Origin of the sequence: Pseudomonas sp. NFX224 (genome assembly GCF_048565165.1) — a bacterium.
Taxonomy (GTDB): Bacteria; Pseudomonadota; Gammaproteobacteria; order Pseudomonadales; family Pseudomonadaceae; genus Aquipseudomonas.
Genome location: NZ_CP183416.1, coordinates 5,091,987 through 5,117,102, shown reverse-complemented (window position 1 = coordinate 5,117,102; position 25,116 = coordinate 5,091,987). Strand labels below are relative to the sequence as shown.

Annotated in this window: 22 protein-coding genes and 3 pseudogenes; 11 read left to right on the top strand and 14 right to left on the bottom strand. The window is 60.8% G+C overall.

The genetic code is table 11. From position 1 onward, the window contains the following. Nucleotides 1–4 precede the first annotated feature (4 nt). Together ACNYC6_RS23315 and ACNYC6_RS23310 are read right to left on the bottom strand one after the other, a co-directional pair. A complete protein-coding gene (locus ACNYC6_RS23315) occupies nucleotides 5–178 on the bottom strand; it encodes a DUF1427 family protein (RefSeq protein WP_192304656.1) in 174 nt (57 codons plus the stop codon). Nucleotides 179–279: 101 nt separating this feature from the next. Next, a complete protein-coding gene (locus ACNYC6_RS23310) occupies nucleotides 280–1,059 on the bottom strand; it encodes an AraC family transcriptional regulator (protein ID WP_419709349.1) in 780 nt (259 codons plus the stop codon). Between the two features lie 147 nt (nucleotides 1,060–1,206). Here ACNYC6_RS23310 and ACNYC6_RS23305 point away from each other — a divergent pair, with 147 nt between their 5' ends. Continuing rightward, nucleotides 1,207–1,434, top strand: coding sequence for a DUF6555 family protein (locus ACNYC6_RS23305; RefSeq protein WP_338582022.1), 228 nt, complete (start codon nucleotides 1,207–1,209; stop codon nucleotides 1,432–1,434). Nucleotides 1,435–1,500: 66 nt separating this feature from the next. Here the strand turns inward: ACNYC6_RS23305 and ACNYC6_RS23300 are convergent, their stop codons facing one another. From ACNYC6_RS23300 to ACNYC6_RS23290, 3 genes are all read right to left on the bottom strand, one after another. Next, nucleotides 1,501–1,659 (bottom strand): metallothionein, encoded by a 159-nt coding sequence (locus ACNYC6_RS23300; RefSeq protein ID WP_419709348.1) that lies wholly within the window; start codon nucleotides 1,657–1,659, stop codon nucleotides 1,501–1,503. Nucleotides 1,660–1,909: 250 nt separating this feature from the next. Beyond that, on the bottom strand, nucleotides 1,910–2,365 hold the full coding sequence (locus ACNYC6_RS23295) for a DMT family transporter (RefSeq protein ID WP_419709347.1): 456 nt from the start codon (nucleotides 2,363–2,365) through the stop codon (nucleotides 1,910–1,912). Further along, on the bottom strand, nucleotides 2,365–2,859 hold the full coding sequence (locus ACNYC6_RS23290; protein ID WP_419709346.1) for a DMT family transporter: 495 nt from the start codon (nucleotides 2,857–2,859) through the stop codon (nucleotides 2,365–2,367). Before ACNYC6_RS23290 ends, ACNYC6_RS23295 begins: the two co-directional genes overlap by 1 nt. A gap of 143 nt (nucleotides 2,860–3,002) precedes the next feature. On the opposite strand from ACNYC6_RS23290, the gene ACNYC6_RS23285 reads away from it, so the two are divergent. Beyond that, nucleotides 3,003–3,938, top strand: a complete 936-nt coding sequence (locus tag ACNYC6_RS23285; RefSeq protein WP_419709345.1) for a LysR family transcriptional regulator — start codon at nucleotides 3,003–3,005, stop codon at nucleotides 3,936–3,938. Between the two features lie 106 nt (nucleotides 3,939–4,044). On the opposite strand, the pseudogene ACNYC6_RS23280 reads toward ACNYC6_RS23285, so the two are convergent. From ACNYC6_RS23280 to ACNYC6_RS23270, 3 genes and pseudogenes are all read right to left on the bottom strand, one after another. After that, nucleotides 4,045–4,632 (bottom strand): annotated as a pseudogene (locus ACNYC6_RS23280) (methyl-accepting chemotaxis protein); the annotation flags it as partial. A gap of 318 nt (nucleotides 4,633–4,950) precedes the next feature. Next, nucleotides 4,951–5,721 (bottom strand): annotated as a pseudogene (locus ACNYC6_RS23275) (cache domain-containing protein); the annotation flags it as partial. Nucleotides 5,722–5,925: 204 nt separating this feature from the next. Next, nucleotides 5,926–7,242, bottom strand: coding sequence for a Na+/H+ antiporter family protein (locus ACNYC6_RS23270; protein ID WP_419709344.1), 1,317 nt, complete (start codon nucleotides 7,240–7,242; stop codon nucleotides 5,926–5,928). Between the two features lie 217 nt (nucleotides 7,243–7,459). Here ACNYC6_RS23270 and ACNYC6_RS23265 point away from each other — a divergent pair. From ACNYC6_RS23265 to ACNYC6_RS23255, 3 genes and pseudogenes are all read left to right on the top strand, one after another. Beyond that, a pseudogene (locus tag ACNYC6_RS23265) lies at nucleotides 7,460–8,701 on the top strand (chemotaxis protein); the annotation flags it as partial. Between the two features lie 150 nt (nucleotides 8,702–8,851). Then, nucleotides 8,852–9,607, top strand: a complete 756-nt coding sequence (locus tag ACNYC6_RS23260; protein WP_419713002.1) for a methyl-accepting chemotaxis protein — start codon at nucleotides 8,852–8,854, stop codon at nucleotides 9,605–9,607. 296 nt (nucleotides 9,608–9,903) lie between these two features. Beyond that, entirely contained in the window at nucleotides 9,904–11,580 is a 1,677-nt protein-coding gene (locus ACNYC6_RS23255; RefSeq protein WP_419709343.1) for an MFS transporter, read from the top strand. Nucleotides 11,581–11,708: 128 nt separating this feature from the next. Here ACNYC6_RS23255 and ACNYC6_RS23250 read toward each other — a convergent pair whose 3' ends face one another. The 4 genes from ACNYC6_RS23250 to ACNYC6_RS23235 form a co-directional block, all read right to left on the bottom strand. Next, nucleotides 11,709–13,025, bottom strand: coding sequence for a sensor histidine kinase (locus ACNYC6_RS23250; RefSeq protein WP_419709342.1), 1,317 nt, complete (start codon nucleotides 13,023–13,025; stop codon nucleotides 11,709–11,711). Further along, entirely contained in the window at nucleotides 13,022–13,690 is a 669-nt protein-coding gene (locus ACNYC6_RS23245) for a response regulator transcription factor (RefSeq protein WP_419709341.1), read from the bottom strand. Before ACNYC6_RS23245 ends, ACNYC6_RS23250 begins: the two co-directional genes overlap by 4 nt. Nucleotides 13,691–13,693: 3 nt before the next feature. Further along, nucleotides 13,694–13,939, bottom strand: a complete 246-nt coding sequence (locus tag ACNYC6_RS23240; protein ID WP_416129231.1) for a PepSY domain-containing protein — start codon at nucleotides 13,937–13,939, stop codon at nucleotides 13,694–13,696. A gap of 77 nt (nucleotides 13,940–14,016) precedes the next feature. Continuing rightward, nucleotides 14,017–14,325 carry a PepSY domain-containing protein gene (locus ACNYC6_RS23235; RefSeq protein WP_419709340.1) on the bottom strand — a complete coding sequence of 103 codons (309 nt, stop codon included), beginning with the start codon at nucleotides 14,323–14,325 and terminating at the stop codon, nucleotides 14,017–14,019. Between the two features lie 176 nt (nucleotides 14,326–14,501). Here ACNYC6_RS23235 and ACNYC6_RS23230 point away from each other — a divergent pair, with 176 nt between their 5' ends. The 4 genes from ACNYC6_RS23230 to codA all read left to right on the top strand — a co-directional run bounded on the left by ACNYC6_RS23230 (nucleotide 14,502) and on the right by codA (nucleotide 18,393). Then, nucleotides 14,502–15,581, top strand: a complete 1,080-nt coding sequence (locus ACNYC6_RS23230) for a patatin-like phospholipase family protein (protein ID WP_419709339.1) — start codon at nucleotides 14,502–14,504, stop codon at nucleotides 15,579–15,581. A gap of 75 nt (nucleotides 15,582–15,656) precedes the next feature. Continuing rightward, nucleotides 15,657–16,013, top strand: coding sequence for a 6-carboxytetrahydropterin synthase QueD (gene queD, locus ACNYC6_RS23225; RefSeq protein ID WP_008056290.1), 357 nt, complete (start codon nucleotides 15,657–15,659; stop codon nucleotides 16,011–16,013). 221 nt (nucleotides 16,014–16,234) lie between these two features. Continuing rightward, on the top strand, nucleotides 16,235–17,065 hold the full coding sequence (locus tag ACNYC6_RS23220) for an alpha/beta fold hydrolase (RefSeq protein WP_419709338.1): 831 nt from the start codon (nucleotides 16,235–16,237) through the stop codon (nucleotides 17,063–17,065). An 83-nt stretch (nucleotides 17,066–17,148) separates the two neighbouring features. After that, nucleotides 17,149–18,393: a cytosine deaminase gene (gene codA, locus ACNYC6_RS23215; protein WP_419709337.1), complete on the top strand. Its 1,245-nt coding sequence runs from the start codon at nucleotides 17,149–17,151 to the stop codon at nucleotides 18,391–18,393. A 111-nt stretch (nucleotides 18,394–18,504) separates the two neighbouring features. On the opposite strand, the gene ACNYC6_RS23210 is transcribed toward codA, so the two are convergent. Beyond that, nucleotides 18,505–19,497, bottom strand: coding sequence for a diaminopimelate epimerase (locus ACNYC6_RS23210; RefSeq protein ID WP_419709336.1), 993 nt, complete (start codon nucleotides 19,495–19,497; stop codon nucleotides 18,505–18,507). A gap of 205 nt (nucleotides 19,498–19,702) precedes the next feature. Here ACNYC6_RS23210 and ACNYC6_RS23205 point away from each other — a divergent pair, with 205 nt between their 5' ends. Further along, nucleotides 19,703–21,274, top strand: coding sequence for a glucan 1,4-alpha-maltotetraohydrolase domain-containing protein (locus tag ACNYC6_RS23205; RefSeq protein WP_419709335.1), 1,572 nt, complete (start codon nucleotides 19,703–19,705; stop codon nucleotides 21,272–21,274). A gap of 109 nt (nucleotides 21,275–21,383) precedes the next feature. Then, on the top strand, nucleotides 21,384–22,535 hold the full coding sequence (locus tag ACNYC6_RS23200; protein WP_419709334.1) for an MFS transporter: 1,152 nt from the start codon (nucleotides 21,384–21,386) through the stop codon (nucleotides 22,533–22,535). Between the two features lie 96 nt (nucleotides 22,536–22,631). Here the strand turns inward: ACNYC6_RS23200 and ACNYC6_RS23195 are convergent, their stop codons facing one another. Continuing rightward, complete coding sequence (locus ACNYC6_RS23195) at nucleotides 22,632–25,058, bottom strand: TonB-dependent siderophore receptor (RefSeq protein WP_419709333.1); 2,427 nt, start codon at nucleotides 25,056–25,058, stop codon at nucleotides 22,632–22,634. Between the last annotated feature and the right edge of the window lie 58 nt (nucleotides 25,059–25,116).

Below are 25,116 nucleotides of genomic sequence, written 5' to 3'. Positions count from 1 at the left end.
GTTTTCAGGAGATCCAGCCAGCGACCAACTGCCGGCCCATCGGCCAGAGTTTTTCACCGGCGAGCATGCCGAGCAGGCCTATCAGCGCAATGGCCGGTGGCGCGGGCGAACGAAAATCCAGGGCGCCGTAGAGCAGGCCGACACCCAGCCCGATAACCAATGAAATGAAGTAGCTCATGGCAGACTCCGTGGGCGATTGAGGTATGCCTGGAGTCTAAAGAGGGAGGACCGCGAACGCCGGCCAAGTGCTTCTGAATTTCGGCCAAACCCCGGCTCGACTCAACCTTGGCGTTGGCTGGCTGAATACTGCGAAGGCGCGACGCCCAGCGCCCGACGGAACATGTCGCTGAAACTGCTGGGCGAATAGCCCAGTTCCCGGGCAATCGCACTGACCGGCACACCCTGGATCAACTCCGCCGCCGCCATCGCCAGTTGCACCTGCCGCCGCCACTCGGCGAAACCCATGCCCAGGCCATCCTTGAACAACCGCGCCAGGGTACGCACGCTGGCACCGGCGTTTTCGGCGTGTTGTTCGAAAGGAATATCCAGTGATGGCTGGGCCATGACGACCTGACAGAGATTCATCAAACGCCGGTCGGAATCGTCCGGCAGCGGTATCTTCAGCAGCGAGCGCCTGGCCCGCTTGAGCTCCAGCAACGCCAGGCCCACCAACGCTTCATAATACTCGGGAGCACCGTCGTGGCCCTCCTCCACCAGGCCCACGATCAATTCGCGCAATAACCCGCCCACCTCGATCACCTGCACGCTGTCATCCAGCGTCGCGGCCAGGGATGGGCGCAGATAGATATTGCGCATTTGCAGGTCCGACACCACACGAATCCCGTGAGGTACGCCCGGCGGCAACCACACGGCGCGTTGCGGCGGCACCACAAGCGCTTCATGCGGCGTTTCGACCCACATCACCCCGCTCATCGCGTACAGCAATTGCCCCCAGACATGCTCATGCGGTTCGATGAACAACCCGCGCGGGTAAGTGCGCGCCAACGGTTGCACCGGCACATCGGTATCACTCAGATCGGGCGGGGCGGCAAGGGCCATGGTCAATGATCATTGGGGTTGGGGGGACATACCATGGTAACGATGCGACGCAGATGCCGCCAGTGACGGCAACCGCCTGACAATCCGACTGAATTTTCCCGGTGGCCCGCGATCCTTCTAAGTACAACAGGGAGGAAGTAGGGCTTTATGAACAACGCAAAACTTTTCGTCATTGAGTACACCCTTCATGGCGCCCCCAAGTCGTTCATCATCCGTCTGGAGAAAATGGACAACGCCGAGGCCTGGCATTGGGCGAGTTGTGACGCAGGGATCGGAAGAATCCCGCGTTTTGGCCGTGAAAAGGTACAGAAGACCAGCAAACCGATGGCTGAAAAATTCGGCGTGGAAAACGTCAAATGGCGGCCGGCGAATTAGCGGCTGGCGGCGATCAACTGGAAGTGGAGCCTGATCAAGCTCCACTTTTCCTGAGTGTCGCAGTGGTCAGTGGGCGCACTTGCAGCCTTGATGGCTGCACTCTTCGCCGTGCTCGTGATGCTTGGCGCAGGCTTCACAGCAATAGTGCTTGCCGTGCCGCACGATCGGATGCTCACCGAGCTTGCAGTTGCATTTTGGGCAGTCGCATTTACGTTCATCGGTCATGGAGCTGACTCCTTTTGTGGTGGTCGTCGTGGGTTGGGTTGATGGCCCGTTTTACCAGTGTAGGAGTTGGCAGGGGTAAAGCTGGAAGAGATTGGCTGGCCGGGAGGCCGCTATCGCCAGCAGGCAGGCTCCCTATAGGGAAACGGCGTACACCCAGGCTTTCAGCACTCAACAGGCCAGCCGCCGTCACCGCAGCAACGGATATGTAGACAATCAACCAAGAGCCTGGTCGGCCCAGAGGCCGCCAAGGTCAAACCGCACGCCGACTACTGCGATACATGAACACAAGCGCCAAGCCCAAAAACACCATGGCCAACACCCGCCCCCCCGACAACTCGATAGCTGGATTCCCCAACCAGCCAAAATTATCGATCAACATCCCCATCCCCAACTGCCCGACAATCACCGCCACTGTCGCCACCGCAGTCCCCACCCGCGGCACCGCGCCGACCATGACCATCATGTAGACCACCCCAAACAGCGCCCCGCCGAGCTGCCACTTCGGCACCTCGAGCAGGCTCACCGCATGAGCCGGTTCGAAAAACACAATCAGCAACCCGGTCAGCACCGCGCCCACCACGAAGGTCAGCAAACTGCTGCGCAACACACCGACCGTCTCTCCCAAACGCCCATTAATCGCCGCTTGCACACTCAAAACCGCGCCAGCCGCCACGACCACCGCCAACAAAATAATCAGATTCATCATCACCCCCGAGCAATCAGAACAAGCGCCACAACAATCAGCAGCAAGGCCAGCCAGCGTTCAGCGTTGACCTTTTTAGGGGTGGCGCCGAACCAGCCGAAATGGTCAATCAGCACACTTTTGCCAACCTGCCCGGAAAGAATCGCGATCATGGTCATCGCAATACCGATATGCGGCGTAGCCAGCGTCAGCACAACCACATAGATCGGCCCGAGAAAACCGCCAATCAATTGCCAGCGCGGCAGCTCGCTCAGGACCGGCCCCTTTTGAGGGCCGCTGAGCAGCAACAGGAAAAACAGGATCGCCGAGCCGACACCGAAAATGCTCAAGGTCGCCCACAAGTGACCGACCTGTACGCCCAACGGCCCCAGCACACCGGCCTCCACGGACAGGCCCATACCGGCCAGAATCACCAGCGGCAGCAGCAACAGCCGCAACCCGGGTTTGCTTGTGGGCGTGGTGACAACGCTGACGTCGTCGATTAAAGAAGATTGCATAGAGGAACACCTATCATCGGAGAAACACGGAACCCTTGTGGGAGCGGGCTTGCCCGCACCCACAATTATCGGTTGGCGTTGGTGTGCGATAAATGGCAGCATCCAGACAACACTTTTGCGTAAATCGCACAGCAGGACTCACCATGCACGGCCTGAACGAACTGGGATTCAAGGCACTTCGGCTGTTTGTCGCGGTACTCGACCATGGTAGTTTTTCCGAAGTCGCCCGCCGTGAGGGCCTGGCGCCCTCTTCAATTTCCCGACAGATCCAACTGATGGAGCAGGCCCTCAGCCAGCAATTGCTCTACCGTCACACCCGCGCCGTGACGCCCACCGAGGCCGGGCGAGTGCTGGGTGATCACGCGCGATTGGTGCTGGTGCAACTGGAGGAAGCCGAACAGGCGTTGCAGGAACAGCAAAGCGAACCAAGCGGGCTGGTGCGGATCAATGCGCCGGTGGTGTTCGGCCAGCGGCATCTGACGCCGTGGCTGGGGCAGTTGTGTGCGCGCTATCCGAAACTGCAACTGGATATCCAGCAGACCGACAGCTACGTCGCACCCTTGCAGGAAGGCGCAGACCTGCTGTTTCGCATCGGCCCGCTGCACGACTCCAGCATGCAGGCGCGGGTTCTGGCGCCCCAGCGCTTTCAGGTCGCGGCAAGTCGCGCTTACCTGGAACGCCACGGCACGCCGCAGCATCCTGACGACCTCGCCAAACATCAGTGCCTGGCCTACAAAGGCGTGTCCGGGCTGCAACGCTGGTTTTTCCGCAAGGGCCAGCAACAGTGGACGCCGTACTCGGTGAAAGGGCCGATCACCGGCAACCACGCCGACACCCTGACGCAAGCCGCCGAACAGGGCTTGGGGCTGGTGATGTTTCCGTCGTGGTTGATCGGTGAGGCGATGCGCAACGGCACGCTGGTGCCGGTGCTGAGGAACTATCAGGTATCCAACAGCTTTGAACCACAACAAATCGCTGTGCTTTGGCCGGGCAGCCGACGCTTGTCGGTGAAGGTCAGGACGGTGATTGATTACTTTGTTGAGTGCTTTGGCGAAGTGCCTTACTGGGATAGGCCCTGACCCTGTAGGAGCGAGCCTGCTCGCGATGGCGTCAGCACATTCAACATTGATGTGTCTGATGTACCGCTATCGCGAGCAGGCTCCCACAGGTTTGGTGTCTGTACCGTCAGATCCGGAACTGTCCGACCAGACTGCCCAACCGCTGGCCCAGGTCCGCCAGGCTGCGCGAGGTCTGCGCACCCAGCTGGGTTTCATCGGCAACGTTATCCACCGCCACCGCAATCTGATGCACGCTGCGGTTGATCTCTTCGGCCACGGCGGTCTGCTCTTCGGCGGCGCTGGCGATCTGGGCGTTCATCGAATTGATGGTGGCGATCAACTGCGCCATGGTGTCGAGCGAGGCGCCCGCCTCGTTGGCCTGCGCCGACGTACCGTCACCGGCCTCGCTGGAGCGGCGCATGGCTTCCACCGCCGACTGGGTGCCAGCCTGCAAACGGTCGATCATGCCCTGGATTTCCTGGGTGCTGATTTGCGTACGACTGGCCAGTGCCCGTACTTCATCGGCGACCACCGCAAACCCGCGCCCCGCCTCACCAGCGCGGGCCGCTTCGATGGCGGCATTGAGCGCCAGCAGGTTGGTCTGCTCGGCAATCGAGCGGATCACCCCGAGCACGCTGACGATCGACGATACGTCTTTTTGCAGGCTGTCGAGCGATACGCCGCTGCTGCGAATGTCATCCACCAGCGCATGAATCTTGACGATGCTGCCGGCCACCACACGCTTGGCGGCCTGGCCCTCTTCGTCGGTCTGCTGGGCGGCCACCGCCGCGTTTTGCGCACTCTTGGCCACTTCCTGGGCGGCGGCGGACATTTCATTGATCGCCGTGGCGACCTGATCGGTTTCGTGACGCTGGCGCTCCATGGCCTGGTCCGAACGGTTGGCCTGGTCGGACACCTGAGTCACCAGCCCGGTCAGTTGCGAGGTCATTTCGGTGATCTGGCGCACCAAGCCATGGATCTTGTCGACAAAACGGTTGAACGAGCCGGCCAGTTCGCCCAGTTCGTCCTGGCTGGTGATGGTCAGGCGACGGGTCAGGTCGCCCTCGCCCGCCGCGATGTCGTCGAGGTTGGCTTTCATCAGATTCAGCGGACGCAGAATGGTGTTGGCCAACAGCATCCCGGCCGCAGCGATCAGCAACAGCACCACCACCGCCACGCCGACAATGCTCAGCACCACGCCTTGCACGCGCTCCTGAACCTTGGCCTCGACCACCGCGACTTGCGCTTCGATGCCGTCGAGGTTGACCGACGTACCCACCGCCATGTCCCACTTGGGCAGGTATTCGGTGTAGCCGAGTTTGGGCACCAGCACCTGGTTGTTGCCCGGCAGCGGCGAGCTGTATTGCAGGTAATGCGTACCTTCCTTGGCGACTTTCACCAGATCGCGGTTGACGTAGACACCGTTCGGGTCGCGATTGTCCTTGAAGCTCTTGCCCACGCCTTCCGGATCCTTGGCCTTGAACAGGCGCACGGTGTTGGAGTCGTAGCCGAAGAAGTAACCGTCCTTGCCGTAGCTGATGTTCGACAGCAACTTGATCGCCTGGGCCCGTGCGGCGTCGTCGCCTTGAGCGGCAGCGTCGTACAGCGGCTTGATGGTGGTCATGGCCACGGCAACATAGCTTTGCAGGGTCGCCTTGGCATCGCTGAGCAGGCGCTCGCGGGTTTCCTCGACTTCATGGCGGGCCTGGCCCTGCAGGATGAACAACGTGGTCAGGCTGATGACCAGCGCGAAGAGCAACACCGGGAGGACGGCAAGGGACAGGACTTTAGCCTTCAGGCTCATGCGCATGACGTTCACTCTTTTGATTTTGTTGGCGTGGGTAAAGGCTTTAACGGCACGCCGGGTCAAAAGTTGAACGCGATCATTGGAAACACTGGAGATCCCCTGTAGGAGCGAGCCTGCTCGCGATGGCGTCAGCACATTCAACATTAATGTGTCTGATGTACCGCTATCGCGAGCAGGCTCGCTCCTACAGGGGTATCGGGGTTACAGCACCATCGCGGCCACCCAGCCAAACGCCAGCAGCGGCAGGTTGTAGTGCAGGAAGGTCGGGACCACGGTGTCCCAGATGTGGTGATGCTGGCCGTCGATGTTCAGGCCGGAGGTCGGGCCGAGGGTCGAGTCCGAGGCTGGCGACCCGGCGTCACCAAGGGCGCCGGCGGTGCCGACGATGCACACGATCGCCAAAGGGCTGAAGCCCAGTTGCACGCACAGCGGCACGAAGATCGCCGCCAGGATCGGCACGGTGGAGAACGACGAACCGATTCCCATGGTCACCAGCAAACCTACCAGCAACATCAACAAGGCGCCCACACCCTTGCTGTGATTGATGTACGCCGCCGACGATTCGACCAGCGTTTGCACTTCACCGGTGGCCTTCATCACTTCGGCAAACCCGGAGGCTGCAATCATGATGAAGCCGATCATTGCCATCATCTTCATGCCTTCGGTGAACAGATCGTCGGTGTCGCGCCATTTGACGATGCCCGAGACCGAGAAGATCAGGAAACCCGCCAGCGCCCCAATGATCATCGAGTCCAGCAGCAACTGGATAATGAAGGCTGCCGCAATCGCCACACCGGCCACCAGCAGGCTCAACGGGTTGTACTGCACCGCCACCTGCTCGACTTGCTCGATTTTCTTCAGGTCGTAGACACGCTTCTTGCGGTAGCTGAAAAACGCGATCAACAAGCCCGTGACCATGCCCAGCGCCGGAATACCCATGGCGTGGGTGACGTTGATGCCGCTGATGTCAACGCCGCTGCGCGCAACGTTGGCCAGCAGGATTTCATTGAGAAAGATGTTGCCGAAACCCACCGGCAGGAACATGTACGGAGTGATCAGGCCGAAGGTAATGACGCAGGCGATCAACCGGCGATCCAGTTGCAACTTGGTCAGGACATACAGAAGCGGCGGCACCAGCAAGGGAATGAAGGCGATATGTATCGGCAAGATGTTCTGCGAGGCAATGGCCACCACCCACAGCAGGCCGATCAACAACCACTTGACCTGACCACCGCCTGTGGCGTGCTGGCGATCGACCATGGCCAAGGCCTTGTCGGCCAGGGCATGGGCCATGCCGGACTTGGCAATGGCCACCGCGAAAGCACCGAGCAACGCATAGGACAACGCCACCGTCGCCCCGCCGCCGAGGCCACTGTTGAAGGCTTTCAGCGTCGCATCGATCCCCAGACCACCGGTCAAACCGCCCACCAAAGCACCGACGATCAGCGCGATCACCACATGCACGCGGGACAGGCTGAGTATCAGCATGATGCCGACAGCGGCAATTACTGCATTCATTTCGTTACTCCAGACAAGCGAAAAGAGTCCGGCCGGGCGTCTGCATGAGTCACCAGCGGGTTAAAGAATGGGTCTTATTAGAAGGGCGCGCACTTTGCCGGACCGCTGCCGCCTTGTCAAAGCCAGGACAAGCCTGTGTACGTTTTGGCGTAAAGAAAGCTGAGTTCTGGCCGTTACAGTGCAAAGTCTCAGATATTTATCGAATAAGGACGTCTCCATGTCGCTCAGACAACTTTCCATCCAATGGAAAATCACCCTGCTGGCCGGGCTGTGCCTGGCAGGCATCGTGACCCTGCTGGTGGGTCTTTCGCTGTATCGCATGGAGCACAGCTCCGAGTTGGTGAAAGCCTCGAGCATGGAGATGCTGACTGAAGCGGCTCAGGCGCGGATCGAATCCCAGGGTGAAAACCAGGCGCTGGTCATTCGCCAGCAGTTCATGGACGCCTATCAATATGGCCACGGCTTTTCGCGGCAGGTGCTGTTTCTGCGCGACCAGGCCGAGAAACGCTTTCTCGATGCCTTCGACCTGCGCGAAGACCTGACCCGTCAGGTCAAGTCGGCGCTGCAAGCCAATCCGCAATTGCTCGGTTTGTCGTTGGTGTTCGAACCCAACGGGCTGGACGGCAAGGATGAACTGTTCGCCGATCAGAGCGAGGTCGGCAGTAACGAAAAGGGTCGCTTCGCCTTGTACTGGTCGCAACCGACGCCGGGCAAGCTGTCTTCCATGCCCTTGCCGGAAAGCGACATCGCCGACACCCGCACCGGTCCCAGCGGCGAGGCGGCCAACGCCTGGTTCACCTGCCCGCGTACCAGCCTCAAGCCCTGCGTGATCGAACCCTACTTTTATGTGATCGACGGCCAGAACGTGCTGATGACCAGCATCGTGTTCCCGCTGATGGTCAACGGCAAGGTCATCGCTTCGCTGTCGGTGGATATCAACCTCAATAGCCTGCAAACCCTCAGCCAGAGCGCGAGCAAGAAACTCTATGACGGCCAGACCAGCGTCAGCATCGTCAGCCCGGCCGGTTTGCTGGCCGGTTACAGCACGGACGCGAGCAAGCTCAACCAGCGCCTGGAAACCGTGGACAAGACCAGCGGCGCCGAGCTGATGCGCCTGCTCGCCACCAGCAGCAAGACCAGCACCCTGCACAGCGACCAACAACTGAAAGTGCTGGCGCCGTTCCAGCCGATTCCGGACGGCAAAGCCTGGGGCGTGTTGCTCGACGTGCCGGAGAAAGTGCTGGTCGGCCCTGCCGAACGCCTGAAAAAACAACTCGATGACAGCAACACCGCCGGCACCCTGACCGAACTCGGCCTGGGCGTGCTGGCCGCATTGATCGGCCTGTTGCTGGTGTGGCTGATGGCGCGCAGCGTGACCAAACCGATCCTCGGCGTGGCGCACATGCTTGAAGACATTGCCAGCGGTGAAGGCGATCTGACCCGCCGCCTGGCCTACGACAAACAGGACGAACTGGGGCAGTTGGCCGGCGGGTTCAACCGTTTCCTCGACAAGCTGCAACCGATCATTGCCGAAGTGAAACGCTCGGTGCAGGACGCCCGCAGCACGGCGGACCAGTCGTCCGCCATCGCCACCCAAACCAGCGCCGGCATGGAGCAGCAATACCGTCAGGTGGATCAGGTCGCCACCGCGTCCCACGAAATGAGCGCCACCGCCCAGGACGTCGCCCGCAGCGCTGCCCAAGCGGCACAGGCTGCAAAGGATGCTGATCAGGCAACCCGTCAGGGTCTGTCCGTGATTGACCGCACGACCACCAGCATCGACACCCTCGCCGCCGACATGAGCGCGGCCATGGTTCAGGTCGAAGGCCTGGCGGCCAACAGCGAGAAAATCGGTTCGGTGCTGGAAGTCATCCGCGCCATCGCCGAACAGACCAACCTGTTGGCGCTCAACGCGGCGATCGAAGCGGCGCGTGCCGGTGAGGCCGGGCGTGGTTTTGCGGTGGTCGCCGATGAAGTGCGCAACCTGGCGCGGCGCACCCAGGAGTCGGTCGAAGAAACCCGCCTGGTGATCGAGCAACTGCAAAGCGGCACTCAGGATGTGGTCGGCTCGATGGGCAACAGTCATCGCCAGGCCCAGGGCAGCGTCGAACAGGTTGGGCAGGCCGTGACGGCGCTGCGGCAGATCGGCGACGCAGTGACCGTGATCAGCGACATGAACCTGCAAATCGCCAGCGCCGCCGAAGAGCAAAGCGCAGTGGCCGAGGAGATCAACAACAACGTAGCGACCATTCGCGACGTGACCGAGTCGCTGTCGGGGCAGGCCAATGAATCGGCGCGGGTGAGCCAGTCGCTTAACTGCCTGGCCAATCATCAGCAAGGTTTGATGGATCAGTTCCGGGTCTAAGTCCCACTGATCCCCTGTGGGCTCCCACCTGCTGGCGATGGCGCCGACACATTCAGTATCAATGTGTCAGAAACAGCGCCATCGTCGGAACGCTGCCCGGAGCAAGCTCGGCGCCTACAGATTTTGCGCACATGTCGATTTCTCATTCATGATGGCGAGTGGATATCTACCCAAAGCCGATTATGCTTCATGAAACCTTGCAGCGATGCGAGGCCGTCAGTCTGTGTCCAATGGCCCGGGTACGGCAAAAAATTGAGAGGTGCTCCGGCCTAAAACAAGAACAACGGAGAAAACTCATGGCGGCAATCGACAACACAACGACAGGCAGTGCGCCCAATCGCGGGATTACCAAGGAGGAACGCAAGGTCATCTTTGCCTCGTCCCTTGGCACCGTGTTCGAGTGGTACGACTTTTACCTTTATGGCTCCCTCGCCGCGATCATCGCCAAGCACTTCTTCGCCGGCGTCAACGAGACCACTTCCTTCATTTTTGCCTTGCTCGCCTTTGCCGCAGGCTTTGCCGTGCGGCCATTCGGGGCGATTGTGTTCGGTCGGCTGGGCGACATGATCGGGCGCAAACACACCTTCCTCATCACCATTGTGATCATGGGTATTTCCACAGCGGTGGTGGGTTTCCTGCCCGGTTACGCGACCATTGGCGTGGCAGCGCCGATCATCCTCATCACCTTGCGCCTGCTGCAAGGCCTGGCCCTTGGCGGTGAATACGGCGGTGCGGCGACCTACGTCGCCGAACATGCGCCGAAAGGCAGGCGCGGCTTCTTCACGTCGTGGATTCAGACCACCGCGACCCTCGGCCTGTTTCTTTCGCTGCTGGTGATCCTTGCTTGCCGCACCCTCCTGGGCACTGAAGCCTTCGAAGCCTGGGGCTGGCGGATTCCTTTCCTGCTGTCGATCCTGCTGCTGATCATCTCAGTGTATATCCGCCTGCAACTCAGCGAGTCGCCGGTGTTCATGAAAATGAAGGCTGAAGGCAAGTCGTCCAAGGCACCGCTGACCGAGTCATTCGCCCGCTGGGATAACCTGAAGATCGTGATCATGGCCCTGCTCGGTGGTACTGCCGGCCAGGCCGTGGTCTGGTACACCGGGCAGTTCTATGCGCTGTTCTTTCTGTTGCAGACGCTGAAGATCGATCCGCAGACCGCCAACCTGCTGATCGCCGGCTCGCTGCTGATCGGCACGCCATTCTTCGTGATCTTCGGCAGCCTGTCCGACCGCATCGGCCGCAAAGGCATCATCATGGCCGGCTGCATCCTCGCTGCGCTCACGTACTTCCCGATCTTCCACGCGCTGACCCAGTACGGTAACCCTGACGTGTTCATCGCGCAGGAGAAAAACCCGGTGACGGTGATCGCCAATCCCGACCAGTGTTCGTTCCAGTTCGACCCGGTGGGCAAGGCCAAATTCACCAGCTCCTGCGACCTGGCCAAGACTGTGTTGGCCAAACGGGCCATCCCCTATGAAAACGTGAAGGCAGAGCCCGGCACCGTTGCGCAGGTGCACATTGGTGAGAAAGTGATCCAGAGTTTCGAGGGCACCGGTGTGCCGGCCGCCGACTTCAAGACCCAGAACGACGCCTTCACTGCCACGCTCGTTACCGCCCTCAAAGAGGCTGGTTACCCCGAGAAGGCCGACCCGGCCAAGACCAACTACCCGATGGTGTTGTTGCTGCTGACGATCCTGGTGATCTACGTGACCATGGTGTACGGCCCGATTGCCGCCTGGCTGGTTGAACTGTTCCCGGCGCGCATCCGCTACACCTCGATGTCGCTGCCCTACCACATCGGTAACGGCTGGTTCGGCGGCTTTCTGCCGACGGTGGCGTTCGCCATGGTTGCGGCGACCGGTGATATCTACTACGGGCTGTGGTATCCGATCGTGATCGCGGTGATGACGGCGGTCCTGGGTATTTTCTTCATGCCGGAAACCAAGGATAGGGAGATTCATCACACCTGAGCCTGACACCACATAAACCAATGCAGGAGCGAGCCTGCCCGCGATAGCGCCGTGTCAGTTGATGAACATGTTGGCTGACACGCCGCCATCGCGAGCAGGCTCACGCCTACAGGGTTTGCGGTGTGGCTTCAGATGCGTTTTGGCAGTTCGATCAGCACTTTCAATCCGCCCCACTCGCTCTCCTGCAAACGCAGCACCCCGCCCCAGGTGTCGACGATATCGCGCACGATACCCAGCCCCAAACCATGCCCGTCAGTCTGCTCATCCAGCCGTGTGCCACGACTGAACACCTGATCGCGCCGGTCCTCGGGGATGCCCGGCCCGTCATCTTCGACGCTCAGCTCAAAGCCATCCGCGGTCTCGACCACACTCAAGCGAACCTCGGCGTCCGCCCATTTGCAGGCGTTGTCCAGCAGATTGCCCAGCAGTTCCAGCAGGTCCTCGCGATCCCACGGCAGTTGCAGCCCCGTCGGGGCGCGATAGCTCAGGTCCAGGTGCTCGCCGTGAATCATGTTCAGTGTCGCCAGTAATCCCGGCAGCTCGGCGTCGCAGTCAAACAGTGCGCCCGGCAGTGCATCGCCGGACAAGCGAGCGCGGTTGAGTTCGCGGTTGAGCCGCTGCTGCACCTGCTCTAACTGATCCTTGAGGATCTTGCGCAGTTGCGGATGCGCGTCGAGTTGTTCGCTCGACGCCAGGCTCAACAGCACCGCCAACGGGGTTTTCAAGGCGTGACCGAGATTGCCCAAGGCATTGCGTGAACGCTTGAGACTGTCTTCGGTGTGGGTCAGCAAATGGTTGATCTGCGCTACGAGCGGCTCCAGTTCCACTGGCACCTGATCGTCGAGTTGCGAGCGCTGGCCCTGTTGCAACTGGGCGATTTGCTCGCGGGCCTTTTCCAGTGGTCGCAAGGCACGGCGCACGGTGATTCGCTGCAACACCAGAATCAGCAGCAACCCCGCCAGCCCAAGTGCGAGGCCGACCTGTTGCATCCGCTGGAAGCTCTCGCGCACTGGCGTGTAATCCTGTGCCACGCTGATCGAGATCGACTGGCCGAGGCGACGATAGTCCGAACGCAGTACCAGCAGCTGCTGCCCTTCCGGGCCCAATTGCAGGTTGCTGTGCAGGCCGGGATGGTCGAGGCGCGGCAGTTCCTGGTCCCACAACGAACGGGAGCGCCAATGGCTGTCGGCAAAATCGATACGGAAGTAATGCCCGGAAAACGGTCGTTGATAGGCCGGTGACAGGCGTCGCTCATCCAGCTGCAATCCCTGCGGGCCACGCACCAGGGCCAATAACAGGCTCTCGCTGTCATTGCGCAATCCGGCTTCGAGGTAGCGTTGCAGGCCCATTTCGAACAACCACAAACTAGTTTGCGCCAGGATCAGGCCGACCACCACCATCACGCTGATCAGGCCCAGGCTCAAGCGCCGCTGGATTGACCTCACCGCGCTTGCCCGCCGAACAGGTAACCCTGGCCGCGACGGGTTTCGATCACGCTCTTGCCGAGCTTGCGCCGCAGGTGATTGACGTGGACTTCCAGTACGTTGGAATCGCGCTCGGTTTCACCGTCGTAGAGATGTTCGGCGAGGTGGCTTTTGGAGAGGATCTGCTCGGGGTGCAGCATGAAATAACGCAGTAACCGGAACTCGGCGGCGGTCAGCTGGACCTCCGCACCGTCGCGGGTCACGCATTGCCGCCCTTCATCCAGTTGCAGCCCGGCAGACTTGAGCGTCGGTTGATTGACCTGGCCATGGGAACGGCGCAACAGCGCCTGGATGCGCAGGTGCAGTTCTTCAGGATGAAAAGGTTTGGTCAGGTAATCGTCAGCGCCGGCCTTGAGCCCTTCTATTCGCTCGGCCCAGGAACCACGGGCGGTGAGGATCAGCACCGGCGTGGCCAGTCCACCGGACCGCCACTGCTCCAGCACTTCAAGCCCCGGAACGCCTGGTAGACCGAGGTCGAGGATGATCAGGTCATAAGGTTCGGTGCTGCCCTGATGCACTGCGTCACGACCGTCGGCCAGCCAATCCACGGCGTATCCCTGGCGATTGAGGCCGGCCATCAGTTCGTCGGCCAGGGGCACGTGGTCTTCCACCAGGAGCAAACGCATCGGTCAATCTTCCTTGTCTTTCAGTAAACGGCCGGTGGCGGCATCGAGGTCGAGCTCACGGACCACGCCTTCGGTGGTCAGCAACTCGACTTCATAAATGTAGACGTCGTGCTTCTCTTCAAGCTCGGCTTCCAGCAGTTTGGCGCCGGGATAGCGGTCCAGCGCCTGCTGCAATAACTGCTCGAGCGGCAGGATCACACCTTGCTGGCGCAGGCGCAGGGCTTCGTCCTGGTCCAGGTCACGGGCCATGACCACCGAGCAGAAAGCCAGCAGCGCCAGTGCCCATCGGCTGCCGGCGCGCCAGTGTGTAAATGAAAACAGCGTCATTACGAATCCTGATGATCCTTGAGTACCTGCCCACTGACCGCGTCTAATTCCAGATCCCACTCGACGCCCTGCGGGTCGCGCAGTTCAATCTGGTAGATGTACTTGCCGTACTCTTCTTCCAGCTCGGTTTCGGTGACGGTGGAGCCCGGGTGTTTGGCCAGTGCGGTGGCGTTGAGTTTTTCGAACGAGACAATGGTACCAGCGTCGCGCAGCCTCAAGGCTTCATCCGGCCCCAAATCACGGGCGTGGGCGATGCTGGCGGTGAGGCCGATGATGGACGCGGTGAACAGGGCAGTCAGGGTTTTCATGGGTGTCTCCGTAATCTTTTATGTGTTGCCTACGGGGTGCACCTTAGCGATATGAACTTAATTGAAACTGAATTGCCATCATTGGCCAAACCACACACCCTGTAGGCGCGAGCCTGCTCACGCCTACAGGGTGTGTGGTGTTTATAATTCCCCGCTTGCCAACATTCGAGACCGGTATGACCGCCATCCACATCAAGTTCCCTTCCCTGACGCTCAAGGCCGGGCCACGTGCCTTGGCGCGCATTCGTGAAAACGGTTTGAACGCCGCCGATGTCGGCACACTGCCGGGCGCTGCGGGTGGCCCGAAGGCACTGGGGATTCAGGGGCTGGATTTGGCGCTGTTCGGCGAATGGCTGCCGGCGGCGCCACGGGAGCGCTCGTTGATCGGTGCCTCGGTGGGCTCCTGGCGCTTCGCCAGTGCCTGCCTGCCGGACGCCGCCGAAGGCATACGCCGTCTCGGCCACCTCTACACCGAGCAGAATTTCGCCAAGGGCGTGACCATGGCGCAGATCAGCCAGAGTTCGCGGCGCATGCTCGATGACTTGCTCGACGGTCGCGATGCCACCCTCCTCGACAACGCCCATTACCGCTTGAACATCATGGTGGTCAAAAGCCACGGCCTGCTTGCCGACGATCATCGCGGTCGATTGGGCCTGGGCCTGTCATCGGTGATCGCCGACAACTTGCGCAGTCGCGCCCGGCTGTCGCGGCACTTCGAGCGACTGATCATCCACGACCCGCGCCTGGCGCCACCGGTCAACGCGTTGAACGACTTCCCGTCGCGCTTCGTCGCACTCGATGCCAACAATCTGCGCCAGGCCTTGCTCGCCTCGGGGTCGATCCCGATGGTGATGGAAGGCGTACGCGACCTGCCGGGCGCTGGTGCCGGCACGTTCCGCGACGGCGGTTTGCTGGACTATCACCTCGACCTGCCCTACAGCGGCGATGACATCGTGCTCTATCCGCATTTCACCGACCGAGTCATTCCCGGCTGGTTCGACAAGTCCCTGCCTTGGCGCCGTGCGTGTCCGCAACGCCTGCAAAATGTGCTGTTGCTGGCACCGTCGAAGGAATACCTGGCGCGCCTGCCTTACGGCAAACTGCCGGACCGAAACGACTTCAAGCGCTTCATGGGTGATGCGCCGAGCCGGCAGAAATACTGGCGCGCAGCGATGGATGAAAGCCGCCGCATGGGCGATGAGTTTCTCGAACTGGCCGCCAACGGTCGCCTTGGCGAACGCTTGCTGACCCTTTAGTCAGGACAAGCTGTTAAACTCGCCGCCTGCCCGAATCGCTGCGGCGAACGTCACCTGAACAGAGCTAAAAACACTGTGGAAATTTTCAAAGAGTTTACTTTCGAATCCGCCCACCGCCTGCCTCACGTCCCGGACGGCCACAAGTGCGGACGCCTGCACGGTCACTCGTTCAAAGTGGCGATTCACCTGAGCGGCGATCTTGATCCGCACACCGGCTGGATCCGCGATTTCTCGGAAATCAAGGCGATCTTCAAGCCGCTGTACGAGCGTCTGGATCACAACTACCTGAACGACATTCCTGGTCTGGAAAACCCGACCAGTGAAGTGCTGGCCAAATTCATCTGGGCGGAACTCAAGCCGCTGCTGCCGGAACTCAGCGCGATTCGCATCCATGAGACCTGCACCAGCGGTTGCATCTATCGCGGCGAGTAAACCTGCCAACAAATGCAAAACCCTGTAGGAGCGAGCCTGCTCGCGATGGACGTGAAGACACCGCGGTTTTCCAGATACATCGCGTTATCGTTAACGTCTTTCGCGAGCAGGCTCGCTCCTACAGTGGGTATGCGCTTCGTCAGTGATACAAAAAACAGCCTTCAAAGGCTGTTTTTTTATGCCTATGCTTTTTGGCTCGCACCCGCCAAGAGGACACGCGCATGACTGATTGGCCATTACCTCAGACCTATCGCTTCAACGGGCACTCCGTTCGCTATGCCGTACGCGGTGATGGCCCGCCGCTGGTGTTCGTGCACGGCACGCCCTTCTCTTCTTATGTATGGCACAGGATTGCGCCGCATTTCATCACCACGCACCGCATTCACTACTTCGACCTGCTCGGCTATGGGCAATCCGAGAAAGTCGAGGGTGACGTTTCATTGGGCGTGCAGAACGAGTTATTGGCGCAACTGCTGGAACACTGGGGCCTGGATAATCCCGACGTGGTGGCCCATGACTTTGGTGGTGCGACCGTCCTGCGCGCGCACCTGCTCAACGGCAAGGACTACCGCAGCCTGACGCTGATCGACCCGGTGGCGCTGACACCCTGGGGCTCGCCGTTCGTGCAGCATGTACGTCAGCATGAAGCGGCGTTCAGTGGGTTGCCCGACTACATTCAGCGAGCCATCGTGCCGACCTACATTCGCGGGGCGATCAAGCGCGAAATCCCCGACGATGAACTCGCACCCTATGTGCAACCGTGGCTGGGTGATCCGGGGCAAGCGGCGTTCTATCGGCAGATCGCCCAGATGGACGAGCGCTACACCCGCGAGGCCGAGGGCCTGTACCCGACGGTTCGTTGCCCGGTGCAGATTCTCTGGGGCGAAGACGATCAGTGGATTCCCATCGAACGTGGGCGTGCCTTGCAGCAAATGATTCCCGGCGCGCAATTCCATCCGGTCCCGAACGCCGGGCATCTGGTGCAGGAAGATGCGCCTGAAGCCATTGTCGCTGCGCTGCTGCGGTTTCTACCCCGGCAAAAATCTTCCTGACCACCTCGCTCCCACATTTGATCTGCTGTGAACAACCGAGCTAACGTAAGGACAATGACCGGACCTCTAAAAGGACTCTCCTGATGCACATCATCAACGCCCGGCTGCGCAACCAGGATGGCCTGCATGAGTTGCACCTGGAAAACGGCCTGATCAGCAACATCGCCCGCCAGACCGAGGCGCCCACCCTGGGGCCAGAGGATCTAGACGCCGGCGGCAATCTGGTGGTGCCGCCCTTCGTCGAGCCGCACATTCACCTCGACGCGACCCTGACCGCCGGCGAACCACGCTGGAACATGAGCGGCACGCTGTTCGAAGGCATCGAATGCTGGGGCGAGCGCAAGGCGACCATCACCCTGGAAGACACCAAGACCCGAGCCAAAAAGACCCTTGAAAGCCTCGCCGCCCATGGCATCCAGCATGTACGGACCCACGTTGACGTTACCGACCCGCAACTGACTGCGCTGAAGGCCATGCTCGAAGTGCGCGAGGAAAGCCGTCACCTGGTGGACATGCAAATCGTCGCGTTCCCTCAGGAAGGCATCGAGTCGTACCGCAACGGCCGGGACTTGATGGAAGAAGCGATTCACATGGGCGCCGACGTGGTCGGCGGCATTCCACATTTCGAATACACCCGCGATCAGGGCGTCAGTTCGGTGAAGTTCCTGATGGACCTGGCCGAGCGCACCGGTTGTCTGGTGGACGTGCATTGCGATGAAACCGACGACCCGCACTCGCGCTTTCTTGAAGTGCTGGCCGAAGAAGCGCGCAGTCGCGACATGGGCTCGCGGGTCACCGCCAGCCACACCACGGCCATGGGTTCTTACGACAACGCCTACTGCGCCAAACTGTTTCGCCTGCTCGGGCATTCCGGCATCAGTTTTGTCTCCTGTCCTACCGAAAGTATTCACCTGCAAGGTCGCTTCGACAACTTCCCGAAACGCCGGGGCGTGACCCGGGTCAACGAGTTGCTGGAAGCGGGCATGAACGTGTGTTTCGGCCAGGATTCAATCGTCGACCCGTGGTATCCGCTGGGCAATGGCAACATCTTGCGGGTACTCGAGGCGGGGCTGCATATCTGTCACATGCTCGGTTACCGCAACCTGCAAAACGCGCTGGACCTAGTCACCGACAACAGCGCCAAAGCCCTGGCCCTGGGTGATCGCTACGGACTGGAACCGGGGCGGCCGGCGAACTTGCTGATTCTTTCTGCCGAGAGTGACTACGAGGTGATCCGCAGCCAGGGGTTGCCGCTGTATTCGGTGCGCGGTGGCAAGGTGTTGATGAAGCGGACGATGCCGGTGGTGGAGTTCGGCGGTCTGAGCTGAGGGTTGCTTTGACTGACCTGACTCCATCGCGAGCAGGCTCGCTCCTACAGTGGTTTTATGTCGTTCACAAAACCTGTGGGAGCTCGCCTGCTAGCGATAGCGATTTGCGACTCAACCAATCAATCGAGCCGTCCCAAACAAGCTGACCCGACTCAACTCCCCCTGCTCTTCCTCCAGCAAAATCGGCGCAGTACCACCGGGCATGGTCACTTTCACCTCGCCGGCACAGACCCAACCCACGCGCCACGCCGCACACGCCACCGCACTGGCGCTGGTCCCCGACGACGCCGTCGGCCCTTCGCCTCGTTCAAATACTCGTGCAACCACCTGCTGCCCAGCCCCATGCATTGCCCATTGCAGGTTGATCCCTGCCGGACATGGCCGCCCTGCCCCGGTCGGCATGGCATAGGCGATACGCGTCAGCCCTTCGCCCAACACCGGCTCGCGCATCTGCTCGTTGCTCGGCAAGTGCTCGGCGCTGTCCACCAGCGTCACGCAATGGGGATTGCCGACCCGCGCGAACTGGCTGCACGACCAAGCGCCATTGAGGGCTGACAAGGGGTGAATGTGGCTGAGTTCGCGGCCGTTCAACAAAACCGTTTCGACGCCAACGGCACTAACCGCCGCCGGCCCGAACCCTGGCCGGCCCAGGTCAAGCCAGAAACCTTGCACGCCCTCGACTTGTGCGGCTTTCACCGATGTCTGCCCCGGTGAAGGGGTGTCGGATTTGTCGTGGTGAACCCTGAGTTCGCAGACTTCATCGGTTGGCAAAAGCCCCTGGTCGCTGAGCGCCTGGGAGAAAATCGTCAGTCCATTGCCACTGCGTTCGGCCAGGGTGCCGTCGGTGTTGACGATCAACAAATCGAAGGGCGGCGAGGACTGGAACGGGCCCACCAGAAGACCGTCACTGCAATGGTCCTTGCTCCCCGTTGGTTGCGTGCCCGGAGCCCAGGAACAACACGCCTCGATGGCCGCCAACGCCCACGCTTCACGGGTTTGCGCGGCGTGACCGGCCTGATCGGGTACGGCGATACCCAGTTGGCGCAGCGCCTCGGGCGCCACAACCCTATAGATGTTGCCTCGTGCATCGTAGAGCCGCGTCATGTACCGGTCCTGAGATCAGCCAGAAAAGAGCCTGTACTTTAGGGCCTCGCGCAAGACGCCAGCAAATATTGCCGCGTCAAGATTCCGGTTACTAAACGCCCGGTTTTTATCGCGAACTATTGCCGATGCCTGTCATTAATGACAGCAGACAACCTCGCTTCACCAGCTCAGAGTTGAATCCTGGCCACTACCGCCCGGTGACACCATGAAATGGATTTCCCTGCCCTCTCTCCTGATAGCACTGGCTTTAAGTGGTGTAACAGTCGCCAATGAGCCGCTGCGCAATGGCGGTGGCGAGGAAATCCTGTTGCAAGGGTTCCACTGGAATTCCAGCCGCAACCCAACAGAAAAATGGTACGCGGTGCTGACGCGCATGGCCGGTCAAATTGGCAACGATGGCTTCACCGCCCTGTGGATGCCTCCCCCCTGGAACGATGTTTCCCAGTGGCAAACCACTTCGGCAGAAGGCGGCGGAGAAGGTTACTTCTGGCACAGCTTCGACAAGAGCAGCCACTACGGCAGCGATGCTCAATTGCAGCAGGCGGCCAGTGCGCTGAGTCAGGCCAGCGTGAAAGTGGTGTACGACATCGTGCCCAATCACATGAACGATAAAGACGTCTATTCGCAATTTCCCAGAGGGCGAAACGAGTGGCGCCACGACTGTACGCAATGCGACGAAGGCGATGCCTTCATGGACGGCGCCGCGGATCTGAATACCGCCAACACAGCAGTATTCGCCGCCTTCGAAAAAGAACTTATCAACCTGCGTGACCACTACGGCGCCAAGGGCCTGCGTTTCGACTTCGTCCGGGGCTATGCCGCGGAAACGGTTGACCGCTGGATGCAGGCTTTTGGCAACAACCAGTTCTGCATCGGTGAAATGTGGAAAGGCCCCAATGAGTACCCTGAAGGTGACTGGCGCCATAAGGCCAGTTGGCAGGATGCACTCAAGGACTGGTCGGACCGCTCACACTGTACGGTCTTCGACTTTGCCCTCAAGGAACGCATGCAAAACGGCTCGCTCGCCGAATGGCGGCACGGGCTCAATGGCAACCCTGATCCGGCCTGGCGCGCAATCGCCGTAACCTTTGTCGATAACCATGACACCGGCTACTCACCGGGACCGAATCAAGGACAACATCACTGGCCGTTGCCGGAAGAGCGGCGTAATCAAGCCTACGCCTATATCCTCAGCAGCCCCGGCACACCCGCTGTGTACTGGCCGGACATGTACGACTGGCAACGGGGCGACTTGATTCGCCAGCTGATCAGGCTACGCAAGGAGGCTGGCATCAAGGCAGACTCGCAGATCCGTTTTCATCCGCAGTATTACGGAATGGTCGCCACGACCACAGGCACTCTGAAAAGCCTGGTAATCGCGCTGGATTCGGATTTGACCAAACTGCCGCAAAGCCTGGGTCAACCGGCGCTGGCAGCGGACGGCGATAAAATCCGCGTTTGGAGTACGCCTGCCGAACAATCGCTCATCGGCGTTCATTTCAATTGCGACTACGCCGACACCCGCTTCGGTCAAACCGTTTACGCGGTGGGCTCGTCCATTGAACTGGGCGCGTGGGACCCGCGCCATGCCGTCGCCCTGACGCACAATCCACAAGAGAACCGCTGGACCAGGGTTATCGACCTTCCAGCGAAACAAGTCATCGAATGGAAATGCATCCTGCGCAACAAGGAGCCGCCTGACGCCGTGCGCTGGCAACCAGGGCCGAACGTCAGCTTCACCAGCGGTGAAGCCAGCGTCACCCGGGGAACCTTTTAGTCCGCTGGATCAGCCGCTGTGAGCAGTCTTTGAGGTCGCGACAGGTGAACTGATGTGCAAGGATGGCGGTCTGCACACCGTCAGTCACCTGCGTTACCAAGGATTTTTCATGACCGCCATCCACACGCCACCGCTCTTCGTACCCGGGCGCTTGGAACAGAGGTCCACGCGCCTCGCCTTTTTCATCGCCGGCTTGGGCATCGCCGCATGGGCGCCGCTGGTGCCGTATGCCAAGGCACGGGCCGGGCTGGACGAAGGCACGTTGGGTTTGTTGCTGCTGTGCCTTGGCGTGGGCTCGATACTGGCGATGCCGTTGGCCGGCATCCTCGCCGCACGCTTCGGTTGCCGCAAGGTGGCGACCGGCGGGACCTTGCTGATCTGTGCGGCACTGCCGTTGCTGGCGACGGTGTCGTCGATTCCGGCCTTGATCGGCGCCTTGTTCATGTTCGGCGCGGGCCTGGGCACGGTGGATTCGACGGTGAACCTGCAAGCGGTGATCGTCGAGCGCGCCAGCGGCAAAAACATGATGTCGGGATTCCACGGGTTGTTCAGCCTGGGCGGGATTGTCGGCGCAGCAGGCGTCAGTGCGCTGCTTGGCCTTGGGCTTTCGCCGCTGGGCGCGATGCTGGTGGTGATTGCCTTGTTGCTGGTCACACTGCTGAAAGCTGTGCCGCACATGTTGCCGTATGGCAGCGAGAGTTCCGGACCGGCATTCGCGGTTCCCCACGGCATCGTGCTGTTTATCGGCGGCATGTGCTTCATCGTGTTCCTCGCCGAAGGTGCGGCGCTGGACTGGAGCGCGGTGTTCCTGGCGCAAGAACGCGGGATCGACACGGCCTATGCCGGACTGGGTTATGCAGCATTTGCGCTGACCATGACAGTGGGTCGCTTGACGGGTGACTCAATCGTGCGACAGCTGGGCGCGACGCGGGTGATTGTGTTCGGTGGGCTGACGGCGGCGGCTGGATTGTTTCTGGCCACATTTGCCCCGGCCTGGGAAGCGGCGCTGGCGGGTTATGCGCTGCTGGGTGCCGGTTGTTCGAACATTGTGCCGGTGCTGTACACCGCGGTGGGCAAGCAGACGGTCATGCCGGAAAGCATCGCCGTGCCGGCCATTACCACGTTGGGCTACGCGGGAATACTTGCGGGGCCGGCGCTGATCGGATTCGTCGCCCATGCCGCCAGTTTGAGTTTTGCCTTTGGGCTGATGGCGCTGTTGCTGGTTGCAGTGGCGATTGGCGGGAAGGTATTGAAGGTCTAAGAGCATCGCTAGCAGCTCCCACAGGGTTTGTGGACAACATAAACCACTGTGGGAGCTAGCTAGCCTGCTAGCGATGGGGTCAACTCGGTCGGTTTATCAGAAACCGACGCTGGCCTGCACGAAGAACGTGCGCGGTGCGCCGACGTACATGCCCGAGTTGTTGTCGCTGGAGCGGGTGAAGTACTGCTTGTCGAAGATGTTTTTCACCCCGGCGCCGACTTTCAGGTTCGACACCTGCGGACCGAAGTCATAGCCGCTTCGCACGTTCCAGGTGACATACCCCGGAATGTCACCGTATTGCCCATCGGCGGTGCCTTCGGTGATGTAGTTGTTGGTGAAGCTGCCGTCGGCGTTTACCGCGACGCCAGGCGAGCGCTGCTTGGACTGGGCAAACGCATCGATGTTGTAAGTCCAGCGGTTAATGTCGTAACGCAGGCCGGCCGTTGCCACCTGACGCGAGTAGAACGGCAAGTCACGGCCCTTGAAGTCCGGAATTTCCCCTTCATACACGGCACGCGTGTAAGTGAAACCGGCGTTGGCGGTCAGGCCATCCAGGCGAGGGTCCAGTGCGGCCATGTTGTAGTGCACCGACGCTTCGATCCCGCGGTGCGTGGTCGCGCCGAGGTTGGTCCAGCCTGCGTCATTGCTGATGTACTGCAACTCTTTGTCGAAGTCGATGTAGAACAGCGTCACTTCACCGCCCCACACATCATCGTTGTAGCGCGTGCCGACCTCGTAAGTCTTGGCTTTTTCCGGCTCCAGACCGTTGGCCGGTTCATCACCGGAGCCACCCTGGCCGAGCTGGAAGTATTGCAGGCTGCCGAACGACGTTTCGTAGTTGGCGAACAGTTTCCAGGCATCGGAGATGTGATACATCACGCTCAGGGCCGGCAGCGGCTCGTTGCTTTCGATGCTGCGGTTCTTCTCCGGCACAGGCTTGCCCGCGGTGTCGAGCACCGGGCGGTCGTGCCAGTCGGTGCTGATGTGTTCAAAACGGATGCCCGGCGTCACGGTCCAGTTGCCGACATCGATTTTGTTGTCGACATACACCGAGTTCGCTTCAGTGCCACCGGTACGGTCCTGATAGACGTGCCCGTCGGAACCCGGACGTACCACCGGTTCGTTGCTGCTGTTCAGCGCCAGTCGGCTGGCCTGTTCGTGCATGCCTTCTTTCAGGTAGCGATAACCGACGCTGACTTCCTGGGTGGTCGGGCCGACGTCGAACACACGGGACACCCGTGGCTCGATGCCGAAGGTGTAGTAGGTGCGCGGGAACGAGCCGAGGGTCTTCTGATCGCGGGCGGCGATGTTGCTGCCACGAAAGCTGTCGGAATAGTAGGTCAGCACTTCGGCCTGGGTACGGTCGTCGATCTGCCGTGCCCACTTGAACGACACATCCTTGCGGCGGCCGCTGAAGTTGTCGTTGTTACGGTCGGACTGGAACGGGTCGGCGTCGTACTGCTTCTGCGTCAGGCCACCGGGCATGTCGGCGCTGGCGTCGTAGTAGTGGAAGTTGAGGCTGAAATCGTCGTAATCGGTAGGCGCCCAATGCGTCTTGAGGATCACGTCGTCGATGTCGTTGCCGTTGTTGCGCTCGCGGTAACCGTTGCCGTTCACGCCGGAGTACAGCAGCGCCACACCGATGCCGTTGTCCGCGGTGCCGCCGACAAATGCCGTGTCGATGTGCTTCCAGCCGCCGTGCTGGGAGGTTTCCAGGGTGGTGCCGATTTCAGCAGACGCCTTTTCCGGAATCGCACGGGTCACGAAGTTGATCACGCCGCCCACGTTCTGTGGTCCGTAGCGCACGGAACCGGCGCCGCGCACCACGTCGATGCTGTCGAGGTTGCCGGAGGAAATCGGCGCCATCGACAACTGAGGCTGGCCGTAAGGGGCGAAGGCCGCCGGCACACCGTCGATCAACACGGTGGAGCGTGGCGACAGACGCGAAGTCAGGCCGCGCACGCCGACGTTGAGGGAGATGTCGCTGCCACCGGTGCCGTTGGCGTCCTGCACTTGCACGCCGGGTACGCGCTTGAGCACGTCGCCAACGTTCATCGCGCCCTGCTCGACCATGGCTTCACGGCGGATCACGGTACGCGCGCCGGGGTGGTTCTGCACCACGGCGGCGTCGGCGTCACCGAGCCAGTCACCAACCACTTTGATGTCGGTCGCGCTCAGTTCCAACGGGCCGGTCGACGCTGAAGTCGGCGCCGGCATCAAAGTCACCGAACCTTCATCGATCTGGTATCGCAAGCCGCTGCCTTGCAGCAACTGACGCAACGCTTCTTCCGGCGAGATATTGCCGTCCACCGCCGGGGCCTGCTTGCCCGCAACCAGTTCAGGGCTGAAAAAAACCTGCAACGAAGTCTGCTGGCCGAGCTGAGTCAAGGCCTGGCCCAAGGGTTGCGCCTGGATATGGATGGCGTCGGCGGCGAATGCCTGAGGCATCGCCACGTTGACCGCCAGCGCGAGCGCCAGCGGCAACCAAGGGAAGGTTTTGTTATTAGCGGTGGATTTATTCACGTCGAACGTATTCCTGTGGATCGCAAGAGTGTGCGCTTGTTAATGCAAACCAGTTGCA